General features: G+C 70.2%; 13 protein-coding genes. 9 read left to right on the top strand and 4 right to left on the bottom strand.

The genetic code is table 11. From position 1 onward, the window contains the following. From glf to ACOACQ_RS04235, 5 genes are all read left to right on the top strand, one after another. On the top strand, positions 1-1188 hold the full coding sequence (gene glf / locus ACOACQ_RS04255; RefSeq protein ID WP_420287668.1) for a UDP-galactopyranose mutase: 1188 nt from the start codon (positions 1-3) through the stop codon (positions 1186-1188). Next, a complete protein-coding gene (locus ACOACQ_RS04250; RefSeq protein WP_420287667.1) occupies positions 1185-3188 on the top strand; it encodes a glycosyltransferase in 2004 nt (667 codons plus the stop codon). Before glf ends, ACOACQ_RS04250 begins: the two co-directional genes overlap by 4 nt. After that, on the top strand, positions 3181-4068 hold the full coding sequence (locus ACOACQ_RS04245) for an ABC transporter permease (protein ID WP_378597404.1): 888 nt from the start codon (positions 3181-3183) through the stop codon (positions 4066-4068). The genes ACOACQ_RS04250 and ACOACQ_RS04245 overlap by 8 nt, the downstream gene beginning before the upstream one ends. Beyond that, positions 4068-4835, top strand: a complete 768-nt coding sequence (locus ACOACQ_RS04240) for an ABC transporter ATP-binding protein (protein WP_378597405.1) — start codon at positions 4068-4070, stop codon at positions 4833-4835. The genes ACOACQ_RS04245 and ACOACQ_RS04240 overlap by 1 nt, the downstream gene beginning before the upstream one ends. 373 nt (positions 4836-5208) lie before the next feature. Further along, positions 5209-7347 carry an N-acetylmuramoyl-L-alanine amidase gene (locus ACOACQ_RS04235; RefSeq protein ID WP_420287666.1) on the top strand — a complete coding sequence of 713 codons (2139 nt, stop codon included), beginning with the start codon at positions 5209-5211 and terminating at the stop codon, positions 7345-7347. Between the two features lie 28 nt (positions 7348-7375). Here the strand turns inward: ACOACQ_RS04235 and ACOACQ_RS04230 are convergent, their stop codons facing one another. Beyond that, positions 7376-8107, bottom strand: coding sequence for a TIGR03089 family protein (locus tag ACOACQ_RS04230; protein WP_378596406.1), 732 nt, complete (start codon positions 8105-8107; stop codon positions 7376-7378). 63 nt (positions 8108-8170) lie between these two features. Between ACOACQ_RS04230 and ACOACQ_RS04225 the strand changes: the two genes are divergently transcribed. Continuing rightward, positions 8171-9250: a mannose-1-phosphate guanylyltransferase gene (locus ACOACQ_RS04225; protein WP_378596405.1), complete on the top strand. Its 1080-nt coding sequence runs from the start codon at positions 8171-8173 to the stop codon at positions 9248-9250. Positions 9251-9252: 2 nt separating this feature from the next. On the opposite strand, the gene ACOACQ_RS04220 is transcribed toward ACOACQ_RS04225, so the two are convergent. The 3 genes from ACOACQ_RS04220 to cofD are packed head-to-tail and all read right to left on the bottom strand — an operon-like array spanning position 9253 to position 12068. Next, positions 9253-10002 carry a DUF3105 domain-containing protein gene (locus ACOACQ_RS04220; RefSeq protein WP_378596404.1) on the bottom strand — a complete coding sequence of 250 codons (750 nt, stop codon included), beginning with the start codon at positions 10000-10002 and terminating at the stop codon, positions 9253-9255. Between the two features lie 45 nt (positions 10003-10047). After that, complete coding sequence (locus ACOACQ_RS04215) at positions 10048-11031, bottom strand: coenzyme F420-0:L-glutamate ligase (protein WP_420287665.1); 984 nt, start codon at positions 11029-11031, stop codon at positions 10048-10050. Next, positions 11019-12068: a 2-phospho-L-lactate transferase gene (cofD, locus tag ACOACQ_RS04210; protein WP_378596410.1), complete on the bottom strand. Its 1050-nt coding sequence runs from the start codon at positions 12066-12068 to the stop codon at positions 11019-11021. Before cofD ends, ACOACQ_RS04215 begins: the two co-directional genes overlap by 13 nt. Before the next feature lie 186 nt (positions 12069-12254). Between cofD and ACOACQ_RS04205 the strand changes: the two genes are divergently transcribed. The 3 genes from ACOACQ_RS04205 to ACOACQ_RS04195 are packed head-to-tail and all read left to right on the top strand — an operon-like array spanning position 12255 to position 16901. Then, positions 12255-12509: a WhiB family transcriptional regulator gene (locus ACOACQ_RS04205; RefSeq protein WP_182380013.1), complete on the top strand. Its 255-nt coding sequence runs from the start codon at positions 12255-12257 to the stop codon at positions 12507-12509. A gap of 53 nt (positions 12510-12562) precedes the next feature. After that, entirely contained in the window at positions 12563-15448 is a 2886-nt protein-coding gene (locus tag ACOACQ_RS04200; protein ID WP_420287664.1) for a glycosyltransferase family 2 protein, read from the top strand. Continuing rightward, a complete protein-coding gene (locus ACOACQ_RS04195) occupies positions 15441-16901 on the top strand; it encodes a DUF5719 family protein (protein ID WP_420287663.1) in 1461 nt (486 codons plus the stop codon). Before ACOACQ_RS04200 ends, ACOACQ_RS04195 begins: the two co-directional genes overlap by 8 nt. Positions 16902-16919: the final 18 nt, after the last annotated feature.

Raw genomic sequence — 16919 nt, 5'->3', positions numbered from 1 at the left:
GTGTCTCCTACTTCGTCGACCCCTGACCTCGTCGTCGTCGGCTCCGGCTTCTTCGGCCTGACGATTGCCGAGCGCTGCGCAGCCGAGCTCGACCTCAAGGTCCTCGTGCTCGAACGCCGCTACCACCTCGGCGGAAACGCCTACAGCGAGTTCGAGCCGGAGACCGGCATCGAGGTCCACAAGTACGGAACCCACCTGTTCCACACGAGCAACGAACGGGTCTGGGAGTACGTCAACCGGTTCACCGCGTTCACGAACTACCAGCACAAGGTGTTCGGCAAGTACCAGGGACAGGTCTACTCCCTGCCGATGAACCTGGCACTCATCAACAGCTTCTTCGGCAAGAGCCACACGCCCGACGAGGCGCGTGCGCTGATCGCCGAGCAGTCCAGCGAGATCGCCACCGCGGACGCGAAGAACCTCGAGGAGAAGGCGATCAGCCTGATCGGCCGCCCGCTCTACGAGGCGTTCATCAAGGGCTACACCGCCAAGCAGTGGCAGACCGACCCGACCGAGCTGAGCGCGGACATCATCACGCGCCTCCCGGTCCGCTACAACTTCGACAACCGGTACTTCAACGACAAGTTCGAGGGCCTCCCGGTCGACGGCTACACCGCGTGGCTGACCCGGATGGCGGACCACCCGAACATCGAGGTGCGCGTCGACACCGACTGGTTCGACGTCCAGGACGAGTTCAAGGGCAAGGTGCCGGTCATCTACACCGGCCCGGTCGACGAGTACTTCGGCAACTGCGAGGGGCGCCTGTCCTGGCGCACCGTCGACCTGGAGTCCGAGGTCGTCGACGTCGATGACTACCAGGGCACCGGCGTCGTCAACGCCAACGACCAGGACGTCCCGTGGACCCGGGTGCTGGAGTTCAAGCACCTCCACCCGGAGCGCACCTACCTGCCCGGCAAGTCCGTCGTCGTCCACGAGTACAGCCGCTTCGCCGAGGACGACGACGAGCCGTACTACCCGATCAACACGGCCGAGGACCGCGCGAAGCTCCTCAAGTACCGCGACCTCGCCGAGAAGGAGCCGATGGTCCTCTTCGGCGGTCGCCTCGGCACCTACAAGTACCTCGACATGCACATGGCCATCGCCTCGGCGCTGTCGATGTACGACAACAAGCTCAAGCCGTACTTCGCGGACGGCGCTGAGCTCAAGAGCGGCGGGGTGGACGCATGACGGACTCGACCGGTACGACGACGCGGCTGCTGCAGCGCCAGGTCCTCCCCGTCGACGGCGACGTCGACGTCCTCGCGCTGTACCTCGACCCCGACGAGGCCAACCTCGACGAGGACAAGTACGTCGTCGGTGGCTCGCGTGCGGCCAAGGAGCTGAACAACGCCTCGATCCGGCAGAAGACCGCGAGCGGCACGATCCGCCCGGACCAGGTCCTCTCCCGCACCGCCGTGCAGATCCCGTCGGGGGAGAAGCTCTCCTTCGGCACCTACTTCAACGCGTTCCCGGCCAGCTACTGGCGCCGGTGGACGATCGTCTCGGCGGTGACCCTCACGGTCAACGTCAAGGGCGCGGGCGCCACCGTCATCGTCAACAAGTCGATGGCCAACGGTCGCCAGCAGAAGGTCGAGAGCGTCCTCACCGAGGCCGACTCCAACACGCTGACCTTCCACCTCTCGCTCGGCCCCTTCGTCGACGGCGGCTGGTACTGGTACGACGTCGTGGCCGGCCACGGTGACGTGACGGTCGAGTCGGCCGAGTGGACGGCCGAGGTCCCCGTGGACCGGGCTGCACACGGCACCGTCGACCTCGCGATCACGACGATGAACCGCCCCGACTTCTGCGCCGAGCTGCTCGGCCAGCTGAGCACGCCCGAGCTGATGCCCTACCTCGACACTGTCTTCGTGATGGAGCAGGGCACCCAGAAGGTTGCCGACAGCGAGCTGTTCCCGGCGGCCGAGAAGGGCCTGGACGGCAAGCTGAAGGTCATCGAGCAGGGCAACCTCGGCGGCTCCGGCGGGTATGCCCGCGGCCAGTCCGAGTCGTTGCGCAAGGGCACGGCGACGTACGCGATGATGATGGACGACGACGTCGTCTGCGAGCCCGAGGGCATCATCCGCGCCGTCACCTTCGGTGACCTGGCCCGTCGACCCACCATCGTCGGTGGCCACATGTTCAGCCTCTACGCCAAGAGCCGGCTGCACAGCTTCGGCGAGATCATCCACCCGTGGCGCTTCTGGTGGATGTCGCCGCTGGACAGCTTCAACGACTGGGACTTCGGCGCCCGCAACCTGCGCTCCGCGCGCTGGTTGCACAAGCGGGTCGACGTGGACTTCAACGGCTGGTTCATGTGCCTGATCCCGCGGCAGGTGATCGCCGAGATCGGCCTGTCGCTGCCCCTCTTCATCAAGTGGGACGACTCGGAGTACGGCCTGCGCGCCAAGGCCGCCGGCTACCCGACCGTGACCTTCCCCGGAGCGGCCGTGTGGCACGTGCCGTGGACCGACAAGAACGACGCCCTCGACTGGCAGGCGTACTTCCACCTGCGCAACCGGCTCGTGGCCGCGCTGCTGCACTCGACGTACCCCAAGGGCGGCCGGCTGATCCGGGAGAGCCTCAACCACCAGATCGCGCACCTCGTGTCGATGCAGTACTCCACCGCCGAGCTCCGGATCCAGGCGATGGAGGACGTGCTGGCGGGCCCGCAGGGACTGCACGCGATGCTCGCGACGAAGCTGCCGGAGGTCAACGCCTTCCGCAAGCAGTTCACCGACGCGCAGCTGCACGCCGACCACGACGACTTCCCGCCGGTGCGCCGCGAGAAGCCGCCGCGCAAGGGCAGGGACCTCACCGAGGTGCCGAGCCGTCGCGCCCAGCTGATCACCGCGGGCCTCGCGCCGCTGCGCCAGCTCAAGAAGCCGCGCAGCCTCGCCGCGGAGTTCCCCGAGGCGGAGATCCGAGCGATGGACGCCAAGTGGTACCGGATGGCGACCTTCGACTCCGCGATCGTGTCCATGAACGACGGCACGTCGGCCGCGCTGTACGTCCGCGACCAGGCCAAGTTCAAGGACCTGATGAAGCGCACCCTCGAGCTGCACGCCCGCTACCGCAAGGAGTGGCCGGCGCTGGCCGCGCAGTATCGCGCTGCGCTCGGTGAGATCACCTCGCCGGAGGCGTGGGACAAGACCTTTGCCCCGTGGGTCGACGGTGACGCCGATGTCTGAGACCGAGGAACGGCCGGCCTTCGCAGACCTGCCGCTGAAGCCACCGTCGGCCGACAACGGCCTGCTCGCCGTCTTCCAGCGCCGCTACCTCCTGCGGCTGCTGGTGAAGCGGGAGATCGGGGCGCGTTACCAGGGGTCGTTCCTGGGCATGCTGTGGTCCTACATCAACCCGATGACGCAGTTCTTCATCTACTGGTTCGTGTTCGGTGTCATCTTCAACGCGCACAAGAGCGTCCCGAACTACGCGATCCACCTCTTCGCCGGACTGGTCATCGTCCACTTCTTCACGGAGAGCTTCCAGTCGGGGACCCAGTCCATCGTGCGCAACAAGGCGCTGGTGGTGAAGCAGGCGATGCCACGGGAGATGTTCCCGGTGTCCGCCGTGCTGGTGTCCTTCTACCACGTGCTGCCGCAGATGCTGATCCTGCTGGTCGCCTGCCTGCTCGCCGGGTGGACCCCCGATGCGGTCGGCATGGCATCGCTGGTGCTGGCCCTGGCCATCATCATGTGCATCGGAACCGCGTGCGCCCTGTTGTTCAGCGCCGCCAACGTCTTCTTCCGCGACTTCGGCAACATCGTCAACGTCTTCAACCACTTCGTGCGCTACGGGGTCACGATGATGTTCCCGTGGTCCTACGTCCAGGAACGGCTCGGTGAGCATGCCGGACTGTTCCTGCTCAACCCGCTCGCGGACGCCGTACTGCTGTTCCAGCGGGCGTTCTGGGTCGGTACGGCGACCGAGTCCGAATCGGACTCGGTGCTGATGCCGGACCACCTCATGCTGTACGGCTTCGCTGTCCTGGGCGCCAGCCTGGTGTTCCTCGTCATCGGACAGCTCGTCTTCAGCCGCCTTGAGAACAAGATCCCGGAGCGTCTGTGATGGTGTCCTCGATCGTCGTGGAGAACGTCACCAAGACGTTCACCCTCCGCTACCACCGCACCTTCCGCGAGGTGACCGTCGCCAAGGCGCGCGGCCACCAGACCAGCGAGAAGTTCAACGCCATCGAGGACGTCTCCTTCACCGTCGAACAGGGTGAGGCCGTCGGGCTGATGGGCCTCAACGGCTCCGGCAAGTCGACGCTGCTGAAGATGATCAACGGCGTGATGCGCCCCGACGACGGCACCCTGCTGACGCGGGGCCGGATCGCCGGCCTGATCGCGACCGGTGCCGGCTTCCACCAGCAGCTCTCCGGACGCGACAACCTGGTCCTCAACGCCGCCATCCTCGGCATGGGGGAGCGTGAGCTGCGACGCAAGTACGACGACATCGTCGAGTTCGCCGGTCTCGGCCGCACCCTCGATGCCCCCGTCGGGTTCTACTCCTCGGGCCAGAAGGCGCGGCTCGGCTTCGCCGTCGCCATCCACGTCGACTCCGACATCTTCCTCGCCGACGAGGTCCTCGCGGTCGGCGACAAGCCGTTCCGCCAGAAGTGCGTGCGGAAGATGAACGAGATCCGCGCGAGCGGACGCACCCTCTTCTACGTCAGCCACTCCGCGGCGTCGGTCCAGAAGATGTGCGACCGGGTGCTGATCCTGGAGAGCGGTCGCCTCGGCTTCGACGGCGACGTCGACGCCGGCATCAAGTACCTGCACTACGACGGCGACGACGAGCAGGAGATCGACGCCGAGATCGGCAACGACATCTAGGACTGCGCGAGCGCGTCTTCGGCCTTGATCCGGGGCAGCAAGCTGCCCGTCGACGCCTCTCGACGCGCTGCCGCGCGCGCAGTTGCCTTTCGTAGAGCCTGGGTTGGCCTGGCGGCAAGAGTTGCGCCGCTGACCCGCCGCTGACCCGCTGCCGACCTGCCGTTGGTCGAGGAGGTTGCGCAGCAACCGTCTCGAGACCCCGACGGCTCAGCTTGGCGACCCTTGGGCCGAAGGATAAATCTGGCAATGATCGGCGTGTCGAGTGGAAATTACACGTTTGTAGTTACTCACGAACTCTTTCCAATCCGTGTGACGCATGTGAAAGTTGCTACTCGTGTGACACCTTCCCCGCACACACGGTTGGAGCAAAGACATGTCGACGTACCCCTCGGACACCCCCGGGAGCGACCGCAGGATCCGGTTCGTGACCCTGTGCCAGCAGCTGCTGGCGCTCGCTGTTGTCGTTGCCGTGCTGACCCCGGCCGCGCGGACCGTGACCATGGACGTGCGGCCCATGCAGCCGGTCGAGGTCGGCACCAGTGACGTCTCGCTGCGGGCGGCGGAGTTCCCGTCGAAGGTGCCCACGGGCGAGGTGTCGACGGAGGTCGACCAGTACGCGTTGACGGCTCCTGACGGCAAGGGCAAGGCGAGGCTGCGCGGGACCGAGAAGGACGTGGCTGGCGGTGGCGAGGCGATCGTCAGCGACGTCCTGCCCGTCGACGGCTACGGCACGGTCGGCGTGACGTGGGCCGCCTCGGCCGACGTCGACGAGGACGGCATCGGCGTCAAGGTGCGGACCCAGACCAACGGGGAGTGGTCGGGCTGGACCGAGGCCGAGTACCACGACGACCACGGCCCGGACCCGCGTTCGGAAGAGGGCAAGCACACCCGCCCCGGCACTGACGCACTGCTGGTCGGCAACGTCGACGCGGTCCAGGTGAAGGTGGCCACCGACGACGCCGCGCCCGTGGACATGAAGGTCGCCGTGATCGACCCGGGCACCGCGAAGGCGACCGCCACGCAGAAGCCCGCGATCGACACCGCCCGGGCCTCCACCGACGGTGCGGAACCGGCGGACCCGGCGGTCCCGGTGACCGACGGCGACGACCCGGCCGCCACCGGCGACGAGATCGCGCTCCAGGCCGCGACGGCGACCATCCGGCCGAAGATCTACTCGCGGGCCCAGTGGGGTGCCAACGAGAGCCTGCGCGACAAGTCCTCGCTCAGCTACTACGAGGTCCACGGTGGCTTCGTCCACCACACGGTGAACGCGAACAACTACACGGCCGACCAGGTGCCCGGCATCATCCGGGGCATCTACAGCTACCACGTCAAGACGCGGGGCTGGAGCGACATCGGCTACAACTTCCTCGTCGACAAGTTCGGCCGGATCTGGGAGGGCCGCGCCGGTGGCGTCGACCGCCCGGTCGTCGGAGCCCACACACAGGGCTACAACAACTACTCCTTCGCCATGTCCGCGATCGGCAACTTCGACGTGACCGGCCCGCCGAGCGCGATGCTGAAGGCCTACGGCGCGCTGTTCGCGTGGAAGCTGGCCCTGCACGGCGTCGACGCGGCGGACATGTCCCAGAAGATCGGGTCGAAGTACTTCCCGGCGATCAATGGACACCGCGACGCCGGGTCCACGGCCTGCCCGGGCCGCTACCTCTACGCGAAGATCCCGACGATCCGGTCCCTGGCGGACGCGGCACAGAAGCCCTTCGCCAGTCGCGAGGCGGAAGGGAACTTCGCCGGCTCCGACGTCAACGACCTGCTCGTGCGCCGGGCCTCCGACGGTCGCCTGTACGTGCTGACCCTGGACAGCCCCGAAGGTGTGTGGCAGGTCCGTTCCCGGGTCGACACCGGCGTCAACATCGCCTCCGCATCCAGCATCTACAAGGCCGGTGACTGGGACCAGGACGGCTTTGCCGACATGATCACCCGCCGCAAGTCCGATGGCCTGCTGCAGATCTACCGGGGCAAGGGTGGTGCGCGGTTCCACCCGCCGCAGGTCCTGTCCGGCCAGGTCAAGGACGCGACCCTGATCGCTCTCCCCGGGGACGTCACGGGCGACGGCTACCCGGACCTGATGGCCCAGTCCGGTGGAGCGATGCGGATCTGGCGCGGCCGGGGAGCGGCCGGTCTCGGCACCAGTCTCAACAACCTCGGCACCAGCGTCGTCGCCTACAGCGCCGTCAACGGCTACGCCCACGTCCCCGCCGGACTGATGAACGCCGACGGAGCGCCCGACAGCATCGTTCGGGTCGGCTCGGAGGTGCGCCTCTACACGGGCAACGGCCCCGGTGGCTGGACGAGCGTGCGGACCCTCGAGGTCACCGCTGGCAGCTACGACTGGCTGCTCGGCGTCGGGCGACTCGGTGCGAACGCGCAGCCGGACTTCGTGGCCCGGGACAAGGCCACCGGCGGCCTCTTCATCCTGGCCGGCACGACGAACGGCTGGACCAACAAGATTCCGCTCGGGAGGTTCCTGGGCTGGGACCTGGCGGCATAGCCGCCCACGACTGACTTGTCCTGGTCGCTCAGGCGGGGAAGCGGGCAGTGGCACGCTCGGCGGCGTAGGTCGCCTCGAGCTGGCCCTGTTCGGCCCGAGCGACCAGGACGAGTGAGCCGCCCTGGGTGAGCGGCTCACTGAAGGTCACGGGCTCCACGACGGGGTTCGCGACCGAGAGGAGGCGGCCGCCGCCCACCAGCGCGCTGGCGGCTGCCTCCGACCACAGCTCCGACTGGGTGACCTGACGGTCCGCGGCGACGAAGGCGATGTCGTCATCGACCGGCGGGTCCCACGGCGTGAACGCGTCGGGCTGTGACCAGATCTCCACGCCGACGTCGTGGACGCCCGCGGGGAGGGGATCGGCGAACCGGACCCCGAGTGGCAGCAGGGCGCACGCCAGGACGGCGATCTCGTGGGCACGGCCGGCCCATCGGTCGAGGCCGTCCGGTCCGCAGACGACGGCGGCGAGGTCGTCCGGCTGCCCCTCGTCGGACGGCGGTACGACGACCAGGCCGGCGCTCCACGCGGCACCGAGGAACACGGTGCCCAGCCAGTGCGGGGGCAGGTCGAGACAGATCCGGTCGCCCCGCTGGAGGTCGAGCTCCTCGACCAGCAGAGAGGCGCCCTTCGCCACCCAGTTCGCCCAGGTGGTGATCGACAGCTCGACCCGTTCGCCGGTGCTGTGGTCGTAGAAGGTGACGAGTGGCTGGCCCGGGTCGACCCGGAGTCGTTGTGCCAGGACGGCGGCGAAGGTGGTCACCCGGACGACGTTAGTGCAGGCCACCGCGCCGATCGTTCGGTGGCAAGCACTAGGGTGCCGCGCATGGTCGCTGACGAGATCCCCGGTTTCTGGGCGGTCGTTCCCGCCGGTGGCGCGGGCACCCGCCTCTGGCCGTTGTCGCGCGCGGCATCCCCGAAGTTCCTGCACGACCTCACCGGCTCGGGCCGTTCCCTGCTCGAGGAGACGCACGACCGCCTCGCGCCGATCGTCGGCGACCGGATGCTCGTCGTCACCGGCGTGGCCCACCAGGACGCCGTACGACGCCAGCTGGATGCGCTGCCCGCCGACGCCGTGCTGGCCGAGCCGTCCGCGCGGGACTCGATGGCAGCCATCGGGCTCGCCGCCGCCGTGCTCGAGCGTCGCGGGGCCGACGTCATGGGTTCCTTCGCGGCGGACCACGTGATCACCGATCCCGACCGCTTCCGCCAGGCCGTCGCCGCCGCCGTGGATGCGGCACGCGACGACTGGCTGGTGACGATCGGCATCGAGCCGACCTTCCCGTCGTCGGCCTTCGGCTACATCCACCAGGGCGAAACGCTCGAGGGACACCCGCTGGTGCGGCGGGTCGTGGAGTTCGTCGAGAAGCCGTCGGTGCCGGTGGCGGAGGAGTACCTCGCCTCGGGCCGTTACCGCTGGAACGCCGGCATGTTCGTCGTACGCCCGACGGTGCTGCTGGACCTGCTGGCCGATCGCGACCCGGACTTCGCCGCGAACCTGCGCAAGATCGCCGAGGACCCCGCCCTGTTGCCGGAGCTGTGGGACCACCTCCCGCGGATCGCCATCGACCACGCGATCGCCGAACCGGCTGCCGCCCTGGGGCGGGTCGCGACCGTGCCCGGGACCTTCGGGTGGGACGACATCGGCGACTTCGACTCGCTGGCCAACCTGCTCGGGGAGCAGGAGACGTGCACGGTCCTCGGCGACGAGTCGAACGTCCACCTCAAGGCTGCGACCGGGCTGGTCGTCCCCGCCTCAGGGCGGGTCGTCGCCGTCATCGGCCTCGACGACGTGGTCGTCGTCGACACCCCCGACGCACTCCTGGTCATGACGCGCGAGCGCGCCCAGGACGTCAAGGCGATCGTCGCGGCCCTGAAGGAACAGGGCCGCACCGACCTCGTGTAGCCCTACGGAATGTAGGGCTCGGGGGAGTTCGTGAACGGGTAGTCCAGCATGAACTTCTCGAGGGCCGCACCGCTGACCTCGGAGCAGTACTGCCACACGCCGAGCTGCTCCTGCGTGGTCGCGTCCTGCGTCCAGTGGGTGAAGGCGATGTGCTGGCCCTTCGGGAAGGCCTTGCCGTCCTTCTTCGTCCACGGCACGGCCTTGAACTTGAGGCGGCCGTTCGTGTCGTTCTCGTCGAGCGTCGCGGCGATCGCCTTGATGGCGGCGACCTCCGACGTGTCGTCGGCAGCGGTCTCGTCGTACCAGAGGATGGAGTAGCCGTGCTCGAGGTTGTGGACGAGCGACTCGAGCTCGGGGCGGCCGTCCGCGGTGTAGAAGCGGTTGGCGGCGGGGTCCGGGGCGATGCCGGCCTCGTTCCAGTGCGAACCGAACGCGGGGGGCGCGTCGTCGTAGGTCACCTGGGTGCCCGTGGGGACGTGCTCGCCGCTGCCGGTCGCGACCTTGGTCTCGACCTTCTTGCAGACGTCGGCCTTCGCGCCGATCTCGTCGAGCGGGGTGCCGGAGTAGCGCGCCTTCTGGATCGCGGTCTTCACCGGGTTGTAGGCGGCGACGCCGACGATGATGAGCGCGACTGCGATGCAGACGCCCACGATGGCCATGCCCTGACGCTTTTCGGCGCTCTTCTGCTTGCGCCGGATGTCGTCGATGACTTGGCGGCGGTCCGACTTCTCGGACTTGCTGGACTTGGCCACGGTGTGGGGTACCTCGTCTGGTGAGTACGGCGGAACGCGGTGAGTCTACGGAGTGACCGGGCGCAGGCGCAGGTCGGTGTCCGCGAAGCCGTTCGAGGGCTCCCCGGCGGCAGCCGTCGGGTCGACGGACCATCCGTGCGCAAAGGCCAGAATGTCCAGCGCCACGCGGCGATCGTCAGCACAGCGCACCTGCTGGGCGCCGTCGACCTCGGCAGCCAGGCCCGCGGCGCGCAGGGCGGCGACGAACTCCTCGGCGGAGACCGGGGTGCCGAACGGTCCCCGGTCGGCGTCCGCCCCACCGACCGCGCGGACGACGGCCTCGCGGGCGCCGTACCCGAAGAGGTCGGCGCCGTCCTCGCGGATCAGCGCGGACGCGCCGGTGCCGTGGTCGTCGGCGGGCAGGACCAGGTCGGGACGGCCGCGCAGTACGGCGCACGGCCGGGAGCCGAGCTTGCCCTGCGCGAGCTCGACGGCCGAGGCGATCTCGTCGGCGACGGCCGGTGCGGTGACGGCCAGCTCGTTGCCGTGGGCGTCGACGCGACCGACGAAGGACTCGAGCACCACGACGCCGGCAGCGCCGATGGCGATGTCGGTCTGCCCCTCGCGCCAGGCACGGCCCGCCGTGTCGGTGACGAGGACGCCCACGTTGACGCCGGCCCGCTCGGCGACCGCGGCACGGAGCGCGCGGGCCGATGCGTCGGGGTCCTCGGGGAGCAGGACGGTCGTGCCGGCGGTGACGTTGGAGGCGTCGACCCCGGCAGCGGCCATGGTCAGGCCGAGGCGGTTGCGGACGATCCGGGTCAGGCCGCGGCGGGCGACGAGACGCATCGTCTCGACGTCGATCCAGCGCTCGCGGTCACCCTCGACTACGCGTCCCTCGGCCTTGCTGACGACCTTGCTGGTGACGACGAGGATGTCGCCGTCGGCGAGCCCGTCGGTCCCGAACGCGGCGAGGACGATGGCGCCGAGGTCGTCACCCGCCGTGATCTCGGGGACGCCGTCGGGAGCGACGACGGTCAGCGGGCCCACGGTGCCACCAGGGTGATCGCGGCGGCAGCCATCGCGGCGGTCGCGTCGTGGTCGGTCATCATCAGCGGTACGGCGGCGGTCGGGAGGCCGGCGGCTTCGAGGCGCGCGACCTGCGCGGCGTCGCGCTCGTCGATCAGCCAGCCGTCGAGCACGCCACCGTTGGCGCGGGCGCCGTAGTTGAGGCCGACGCCGGCCGCGCTGACCTCGACCCCGACGGAGGTGAGCATCTGCTCGGCCATGCCGCGGACGTGGGACTCGCCCACGATGGGGGAGAGGCCGACGACACGGGCCTTCGTCGCACGCACCGCGTCGCGGATGCCGGGCACCCCGAGGATCGTGCCGACGGACACGACCGGGTTGGACGGCGGCAGGATCACCAGGTCGGCGTCCGCGATCGCGTCGAGGACACCGGGCGCGGGCGTGGACTGGTCCAGTCCGACGAAGACGACCGTCTCGGCGGGGACCTCGGCGTGCAGGCGGACCCAGTACTCCTGGAAGTGGACGACCCGCTTGCCGCTCGCGGCCTCGGGGTCGGCGATCGCGACGTGGGTCTCCACCCGGTCATCGCTCATCGGCAGCAAGGTGAGCCGGTCGCCGTACGTCGGCGTCAGCCAGCGCCGGCACAGCGCTGCGGTCACGGCGGACAGCGGGTAGCCCGCGTCGAGCATCTGGGTCCGGACCAGGTGGGTCGCGATGTCGCGGTCGCCGAGGCCGAACCAGGTCGGTTCGACGCCGTACGACGCCAGCTCCTCCTTGGCGCTCCAGGTCTCCTCGCGCCGGCCCCAGCCGCGCTCGAGGTCGATGCCCTCGCCGAGGGTGTACATCACGGTGTCGAGGTCGGGGCACACCTTGAGGCCGTGGATCCACCAGTCGTCGCCGGTGTTGGCCAGCACGGTGACGTGGGCGTCGGGGGCCACTCCGGGCAGGGAACCCGAGGCGATACCGTGGAGCAGGCCCTGGAGGAACTTCGCTCCACCCATGCCGCCCGACAGGACAGTGATCCGTCGCACCGCCGAGGCGGGCGTCGAGGCGGGCATCGAGGTGGGCGCCGCCGTGGGGGCCGATTCATGTGTCGTTTCCACAAGGGTCAACTCTGCCGTGCGGCTGATGCGACACGCCCGGCGGGTGTCCATAGCAGATTCGGGCTTGACTACTTGGGTATGACACGTATGTAATTCCAACAGTGTCGTTCGGGCACGGGTCGAGTTGTAAGGGGCGAATCGATGAGAGAACTGTTCCTGGTCGAAGCAGAGTCCGAAGAGCTGGGGTGGCAAGAACGCGCATTGTGTGCGCAGACCGACCCCGAGGCGTTTTTTCCTGAGAAGGGTGGGTCCACGCGCGAGGCCAAGAAGGTCTGCCAGACGTGCGAGGTCCGCGACGACTGCCTCGAGGCAGCGCTCGGCAATGACGAGCGGTTCGGTATCTGGGGTGGTCTGTCGGAGCGTGAGCGTCGCAAGCTGAAGAAGCGCGCGGTCTGACCCGACGCGACGACGGTTCGCCCCCCTCGGACCGTCGCACGTAGGGTCTTCCCGTGTCGCAACATCCCGAGGTCGCCGTCCTCCTCGTGAGTCACGACGGCGGCTCGTGGCTGCCGACGGTCCTCGATGGACTGCTCGCCCAGACGACCCCCCTCGACTCGGTCGTCGCTGTCGACACCGGCAGCCTGGACGACAGCGTTGCCCTGGTGCGCGACGGCCTCGACGGCCGGATCCCGACCCTCCTGCGCAGCCTGCCCGGCAGCGCAGGGTTCCCCGAAGCGATCACCGACGGCCTCGTCGCCCTCGCCGAGAGTGGCCGGGAGCCGGAGTGGATCTGGATCCTGCATGACGACTCGACCCCCGCGCCGGACGCGCTGACGGCGCTCCTCGCCGCCGCGGCCGCGCGCCCGGAGGCCGACATCCTCGGTCCGAAGCTGCGGGAGTGGCCGTCGCTGCGGCGCCTGCTCGAGCTCGGGGTGACGATCAGCGGCACGGGTCGTCGCGAGACGGGCCTGGAGCGTGGCGAGTTCGACCAGGGCCAGCACGACGAGGTCCGCGAGGTCTTCGCGGTCAACTCCGCCGGGATGCTGGTGCGTCGCTCGGTCCTGGAGGAGCTCGGGGGCTTCGACCCCGCACTCCCGATCTTCGGCAACGACATCGACCTCGGCTGGCGCGCCGCCGCGGTCGGTCACACCACGTTGATCGTGCCGAAGGCCATCGTCTTCCACGCCGAGGCGGCCCACCGCGGGGTCCGGCGGACCCCGCTGACCGGGCGCCACACGCACTTCCAGGAACGCCGTGCGGCGTTGTTCACGCTGCTGGCCAACGCCCGCGGCGTGACCCTGCCGTTCCAGGTCGTCCGGCTCGCTCTCGGCTCGGTGCTGCGGATGATCGGGCTGTTCTGCGTCCGGGCCGTGGGCGAGGGCCTCGACGAGATCGCCGCCCTCGTGGCCGTGCTCCGCCACCCCGGCCAGCTGCTCGAAGCCCGACGCTCCCGCGCGGCGGTCGTCGCGAAGGTTCGCGGTGCCGACGGGACGGACCGGGACCGCGTGCGCCGGCTGCTGGCGCCCTGGTGGCTGCCGTACCGCCACGGCCTCGACTTCTTCAGTGACCTGGTCGCCGCGGCGACCAACCAGGCATCCGACGTCGCCGAGCGGCGGCGCATCGCGGCAGCCGAACGGTCGGACGCCCCGCCGCCTGCGCGGCACCGTGACGAGGACGACGAGTTCGCCGACACCGGCCTGGTCGTCCGTTTCTTCACCAGTCCGACGGCCGTCGGTACGGCGATCACGGTGATCGCGCTGCTGATCGGCGTCCGCGACGTGGTCGGCGGCCTGAGCGGCGGTGCCCTGTCACCGACCCCCGACTCCGTGGGCGCCTGGTGGCGCCTCCACCTCGAGGGCTGGCACCCGATCGGGTTCGGCAGCGAGGTGCCGGCGCCGCCGTACGTCCTGCCCCTGGCGGTGCTCGGGACCCTGTTCGGCCCGTCCCTGCTGATCTCCCTGCTCATGGCCCTGGCCGCGCCGATCGCACTGTGGGGCGCGTGGCGGTTCCTGCGGGTCGTGAGCCGGTTGGCGACGCCGTACGGCGCCCCGCGCTGGCTGCTGCTGTGGGGATCGGTGACCTGGGCGCTGGTCCCTCTGGCCGCCGGCGCCTGGGGTGGCGGGCGCTGGGGCATCGTCGTGGCCGCGGCGATCCTGCCCTGGCTGGCCCACGCTGCGCTCGGCTTCGCCGAACCGGAGCCCGACCACCGCTGGCGTGCCGGACTGCGCACCGGCCTGGCCCTGGCCCTGATGACCGCCGTCGCACCGTCCGCCTGGCTGGTGGTCGCCGTGCTGATCGGAGTGCTCCTCGCCAGCGCCGTCCGACTGATCCCCAACGAGGTGCGCGAACGTTCCGTCTGGGGACCGCCGGTCGCGGCGCTTGCCGTGCCGTTGCTGGTCCTCTTGCCGTGGTGGCTTCCGGCGCTCCTCGAGGGTGCCTTCGCCGCCACCGTCCTCGACATCGGCCGCTGGCCGACGGTGGCCACGTCCGGCTGGGACCTGCTCGCCGGCCGGCTGGCCGGTCTCGGCGCGCCCGCGGAGGCCGGACTGGTGCTGCCCGCGCTCGCACTCTTCGCGCTGCTCCCGACCAGGACCCGGATCCCGGTCGTCATCTGCTGGCTGGTCGCCGCCGTGACCGCGCTCGTGGCGATTCCGCTGACGGTGCCGTCCATCGACCTTCCCGGTACCGCGCAGCAGCAGCCCGGCGTGGGCGCGGTGCTGCTCCTCCTGCACGGTGCCTGGCTCACCGCCGCCGTGCTCGGCGGACTGTCGCTGCACCACCTCGGTGACCAGCCCCGTCCGGTGCAGGCCGGCCTGGCCGTCGGCGGCATCGCCGCTGTCGTCGCCCCGCTCGTCGCGCTCGTGTGGTTCGCCGGCTGGGGCGGCGAGGAGCTCACCGACGACGCGCCGTCCGATGTGCCGGTCTACATGGTCCAGCGCGCGGAGGAGGCACCCGAGAACGGTGTCCTGGTGCTGCGCGGCTCCATCGACGACGGCCTCCGGTACGAGGTCCATCGCGGCGACGGGCCGACCGTCGGCGAGGACGAGGTGGCCGCCCTGACCCCGGAGGACAGCGAGATCACCACGATCATCCGGTCGCTGGTGACCTCGCCGGACGGCGACGCCCTCGATGCGCTGGCCGGGTACGGGATCCTCTACATCGTCCAGGCCGCTCCGGCCGACGGCGCCGTGGCGGCGAGCCTCGACGCGACCTCCGGCCTGGACCAGGCCAGCTCCGAGCGTGGCACCCGCGCCTGGCAGGTCACCCCCGGCCCCGAACCTCTTCCCGGGCACCCGGCCTGGTTCCGCTGGCTGCTGCTGATCATCCAGGGCGGTGCGATCCCGGTGCTCGTGATCCTCGCCCTGCCCCCGCTGCGAAGGAGCCGTGATGACTGAGTCCCCGACCCCGACCCCGGGTGCCGGACGGCGCTCGGTGATCACTCCGCAGCGCCGGATCGACATCATCGTCGCGCTGGCCATCGTGCTGCCGGCCGTGGTCGCGCTGTGCGTCACCCTGATCGGCCGGGAGGGCGACTCGGTCGCCGGCCTCCGCCCGCCGACGACCTCTGCGCTGACCGCCGCCACCGTGGTCTGCCCGGCCGGCCTCGACGCCGCCAGCGGCCCGGTCCGCGCGGTCCGGGCGCCGGGGGTGCCCGGCGGCAAGGTCGCCGTCCGCACGGGTGGGGCGCCCGTCGACGCGGAGGGCAACGGCAGCGCCCAGGGCGCGACCAAGGAGGGCGCAGAGCTCGCCATCGGTGCCGGCGGTGGCGTCGTCGTACCCGCCAGTGGTGGAGCGACGGTGCTCGACGGCCGAGGTGACGCCGCCCCCGGGCTGGTGGCCGGCCGTGGTGACCGGCTCGCCGTGCCCGAGTGCCGTGCCCCGTCGTACGACGAATGGCTGGTCGGGATCAATGCCTCGGCCCGCTACGCGACGACCCTCGAGCTCGTGAACCCCGACGACGGCGACGCGGTCGTCGACCTCGCACTCATCGGTGCCACCGGGCCGATCGACGAGCCGGGCCTCCGCGGCATCCAGGTGCCGGGTCACAGCGTCAAGCGGCTCGAGCTGGCGAAGGCGGCGCCGAGGGACGCGTGGACGGCCGCCCACCTGACCGTCACGCGGGGTCGGGTGACGGCGACCGCACGCAACACCTTCGACCCGCTCGGTCGTGGTCGCGTGACCACCGACTTCCTGCCGACCAACGCCGAACCCGCGACCACGAACCTGATCCTGGGGATCCCGGAGAAGAAGGGTGCGTCGACCCTGGTCCTGGCCAACCCGGGTGACGACGAGATCCGGGTGACGACCCGCCTCGTGACGGCCGAGGCGGTGTTCACGCCTGCCGGGGCCGAGGAGATCTCGGTCGCTCCGCACTCGATCAAGGCGGTCAACCTGACCAGCCTGCTCTCCGGCGACACCGCGAAGGGTGTCGTCGGCCTCGAGCTGGAGTCGACCGGCCCCCTCACCTCGTCGGTACGGCTGCTGTCGAGGACGGACCTGGTCCTGCTCGCTCCGGTGCCGCTGTTGCGCGACCCCGCGGCCGCCGTACTGCCGGTGGGGGCGAAGACCCTGCTGCTCGGCGGCGCGGACCGGACCGGCGTGGTCCACGTGAAGTCCTACGACGCCGCCGGCAAGGTGCTGGCCGACAAGCCGGTCGAGGTCGGGCCGGACCGGGCGGCCAGCCTGGCGCTGCCCCCGAACGCCGTCACGATCACCGTCGAGGCACGCAACACGTCGATCGGCGCGATCGTCTCGATCCCCGCGACGGGACGCGGACCGGGGCTCGCCACGATCCGGGTCCGCGCGGCAGAGCTCCGCTCGCGCATCCCGGTGGTCGTCCCGCAGTAGGCCAGCCCGGGATCAGCC

It is taken from the genome of Nocardioides sp. CPCC 206347 (genome assembly GCF_048654605.1).
In the GTDB taxonomy this organism is placed as follows: domain Bacteria; phylum Actinomycetota; class Actinomycetes; order Propionibacteriales; family Nocardioidaceae; genus Nocardioides.
Note: the sequence above shows the minus strand (reverse complement) of the source record. Positions and strands in the feature narration are given on the sequence as shown.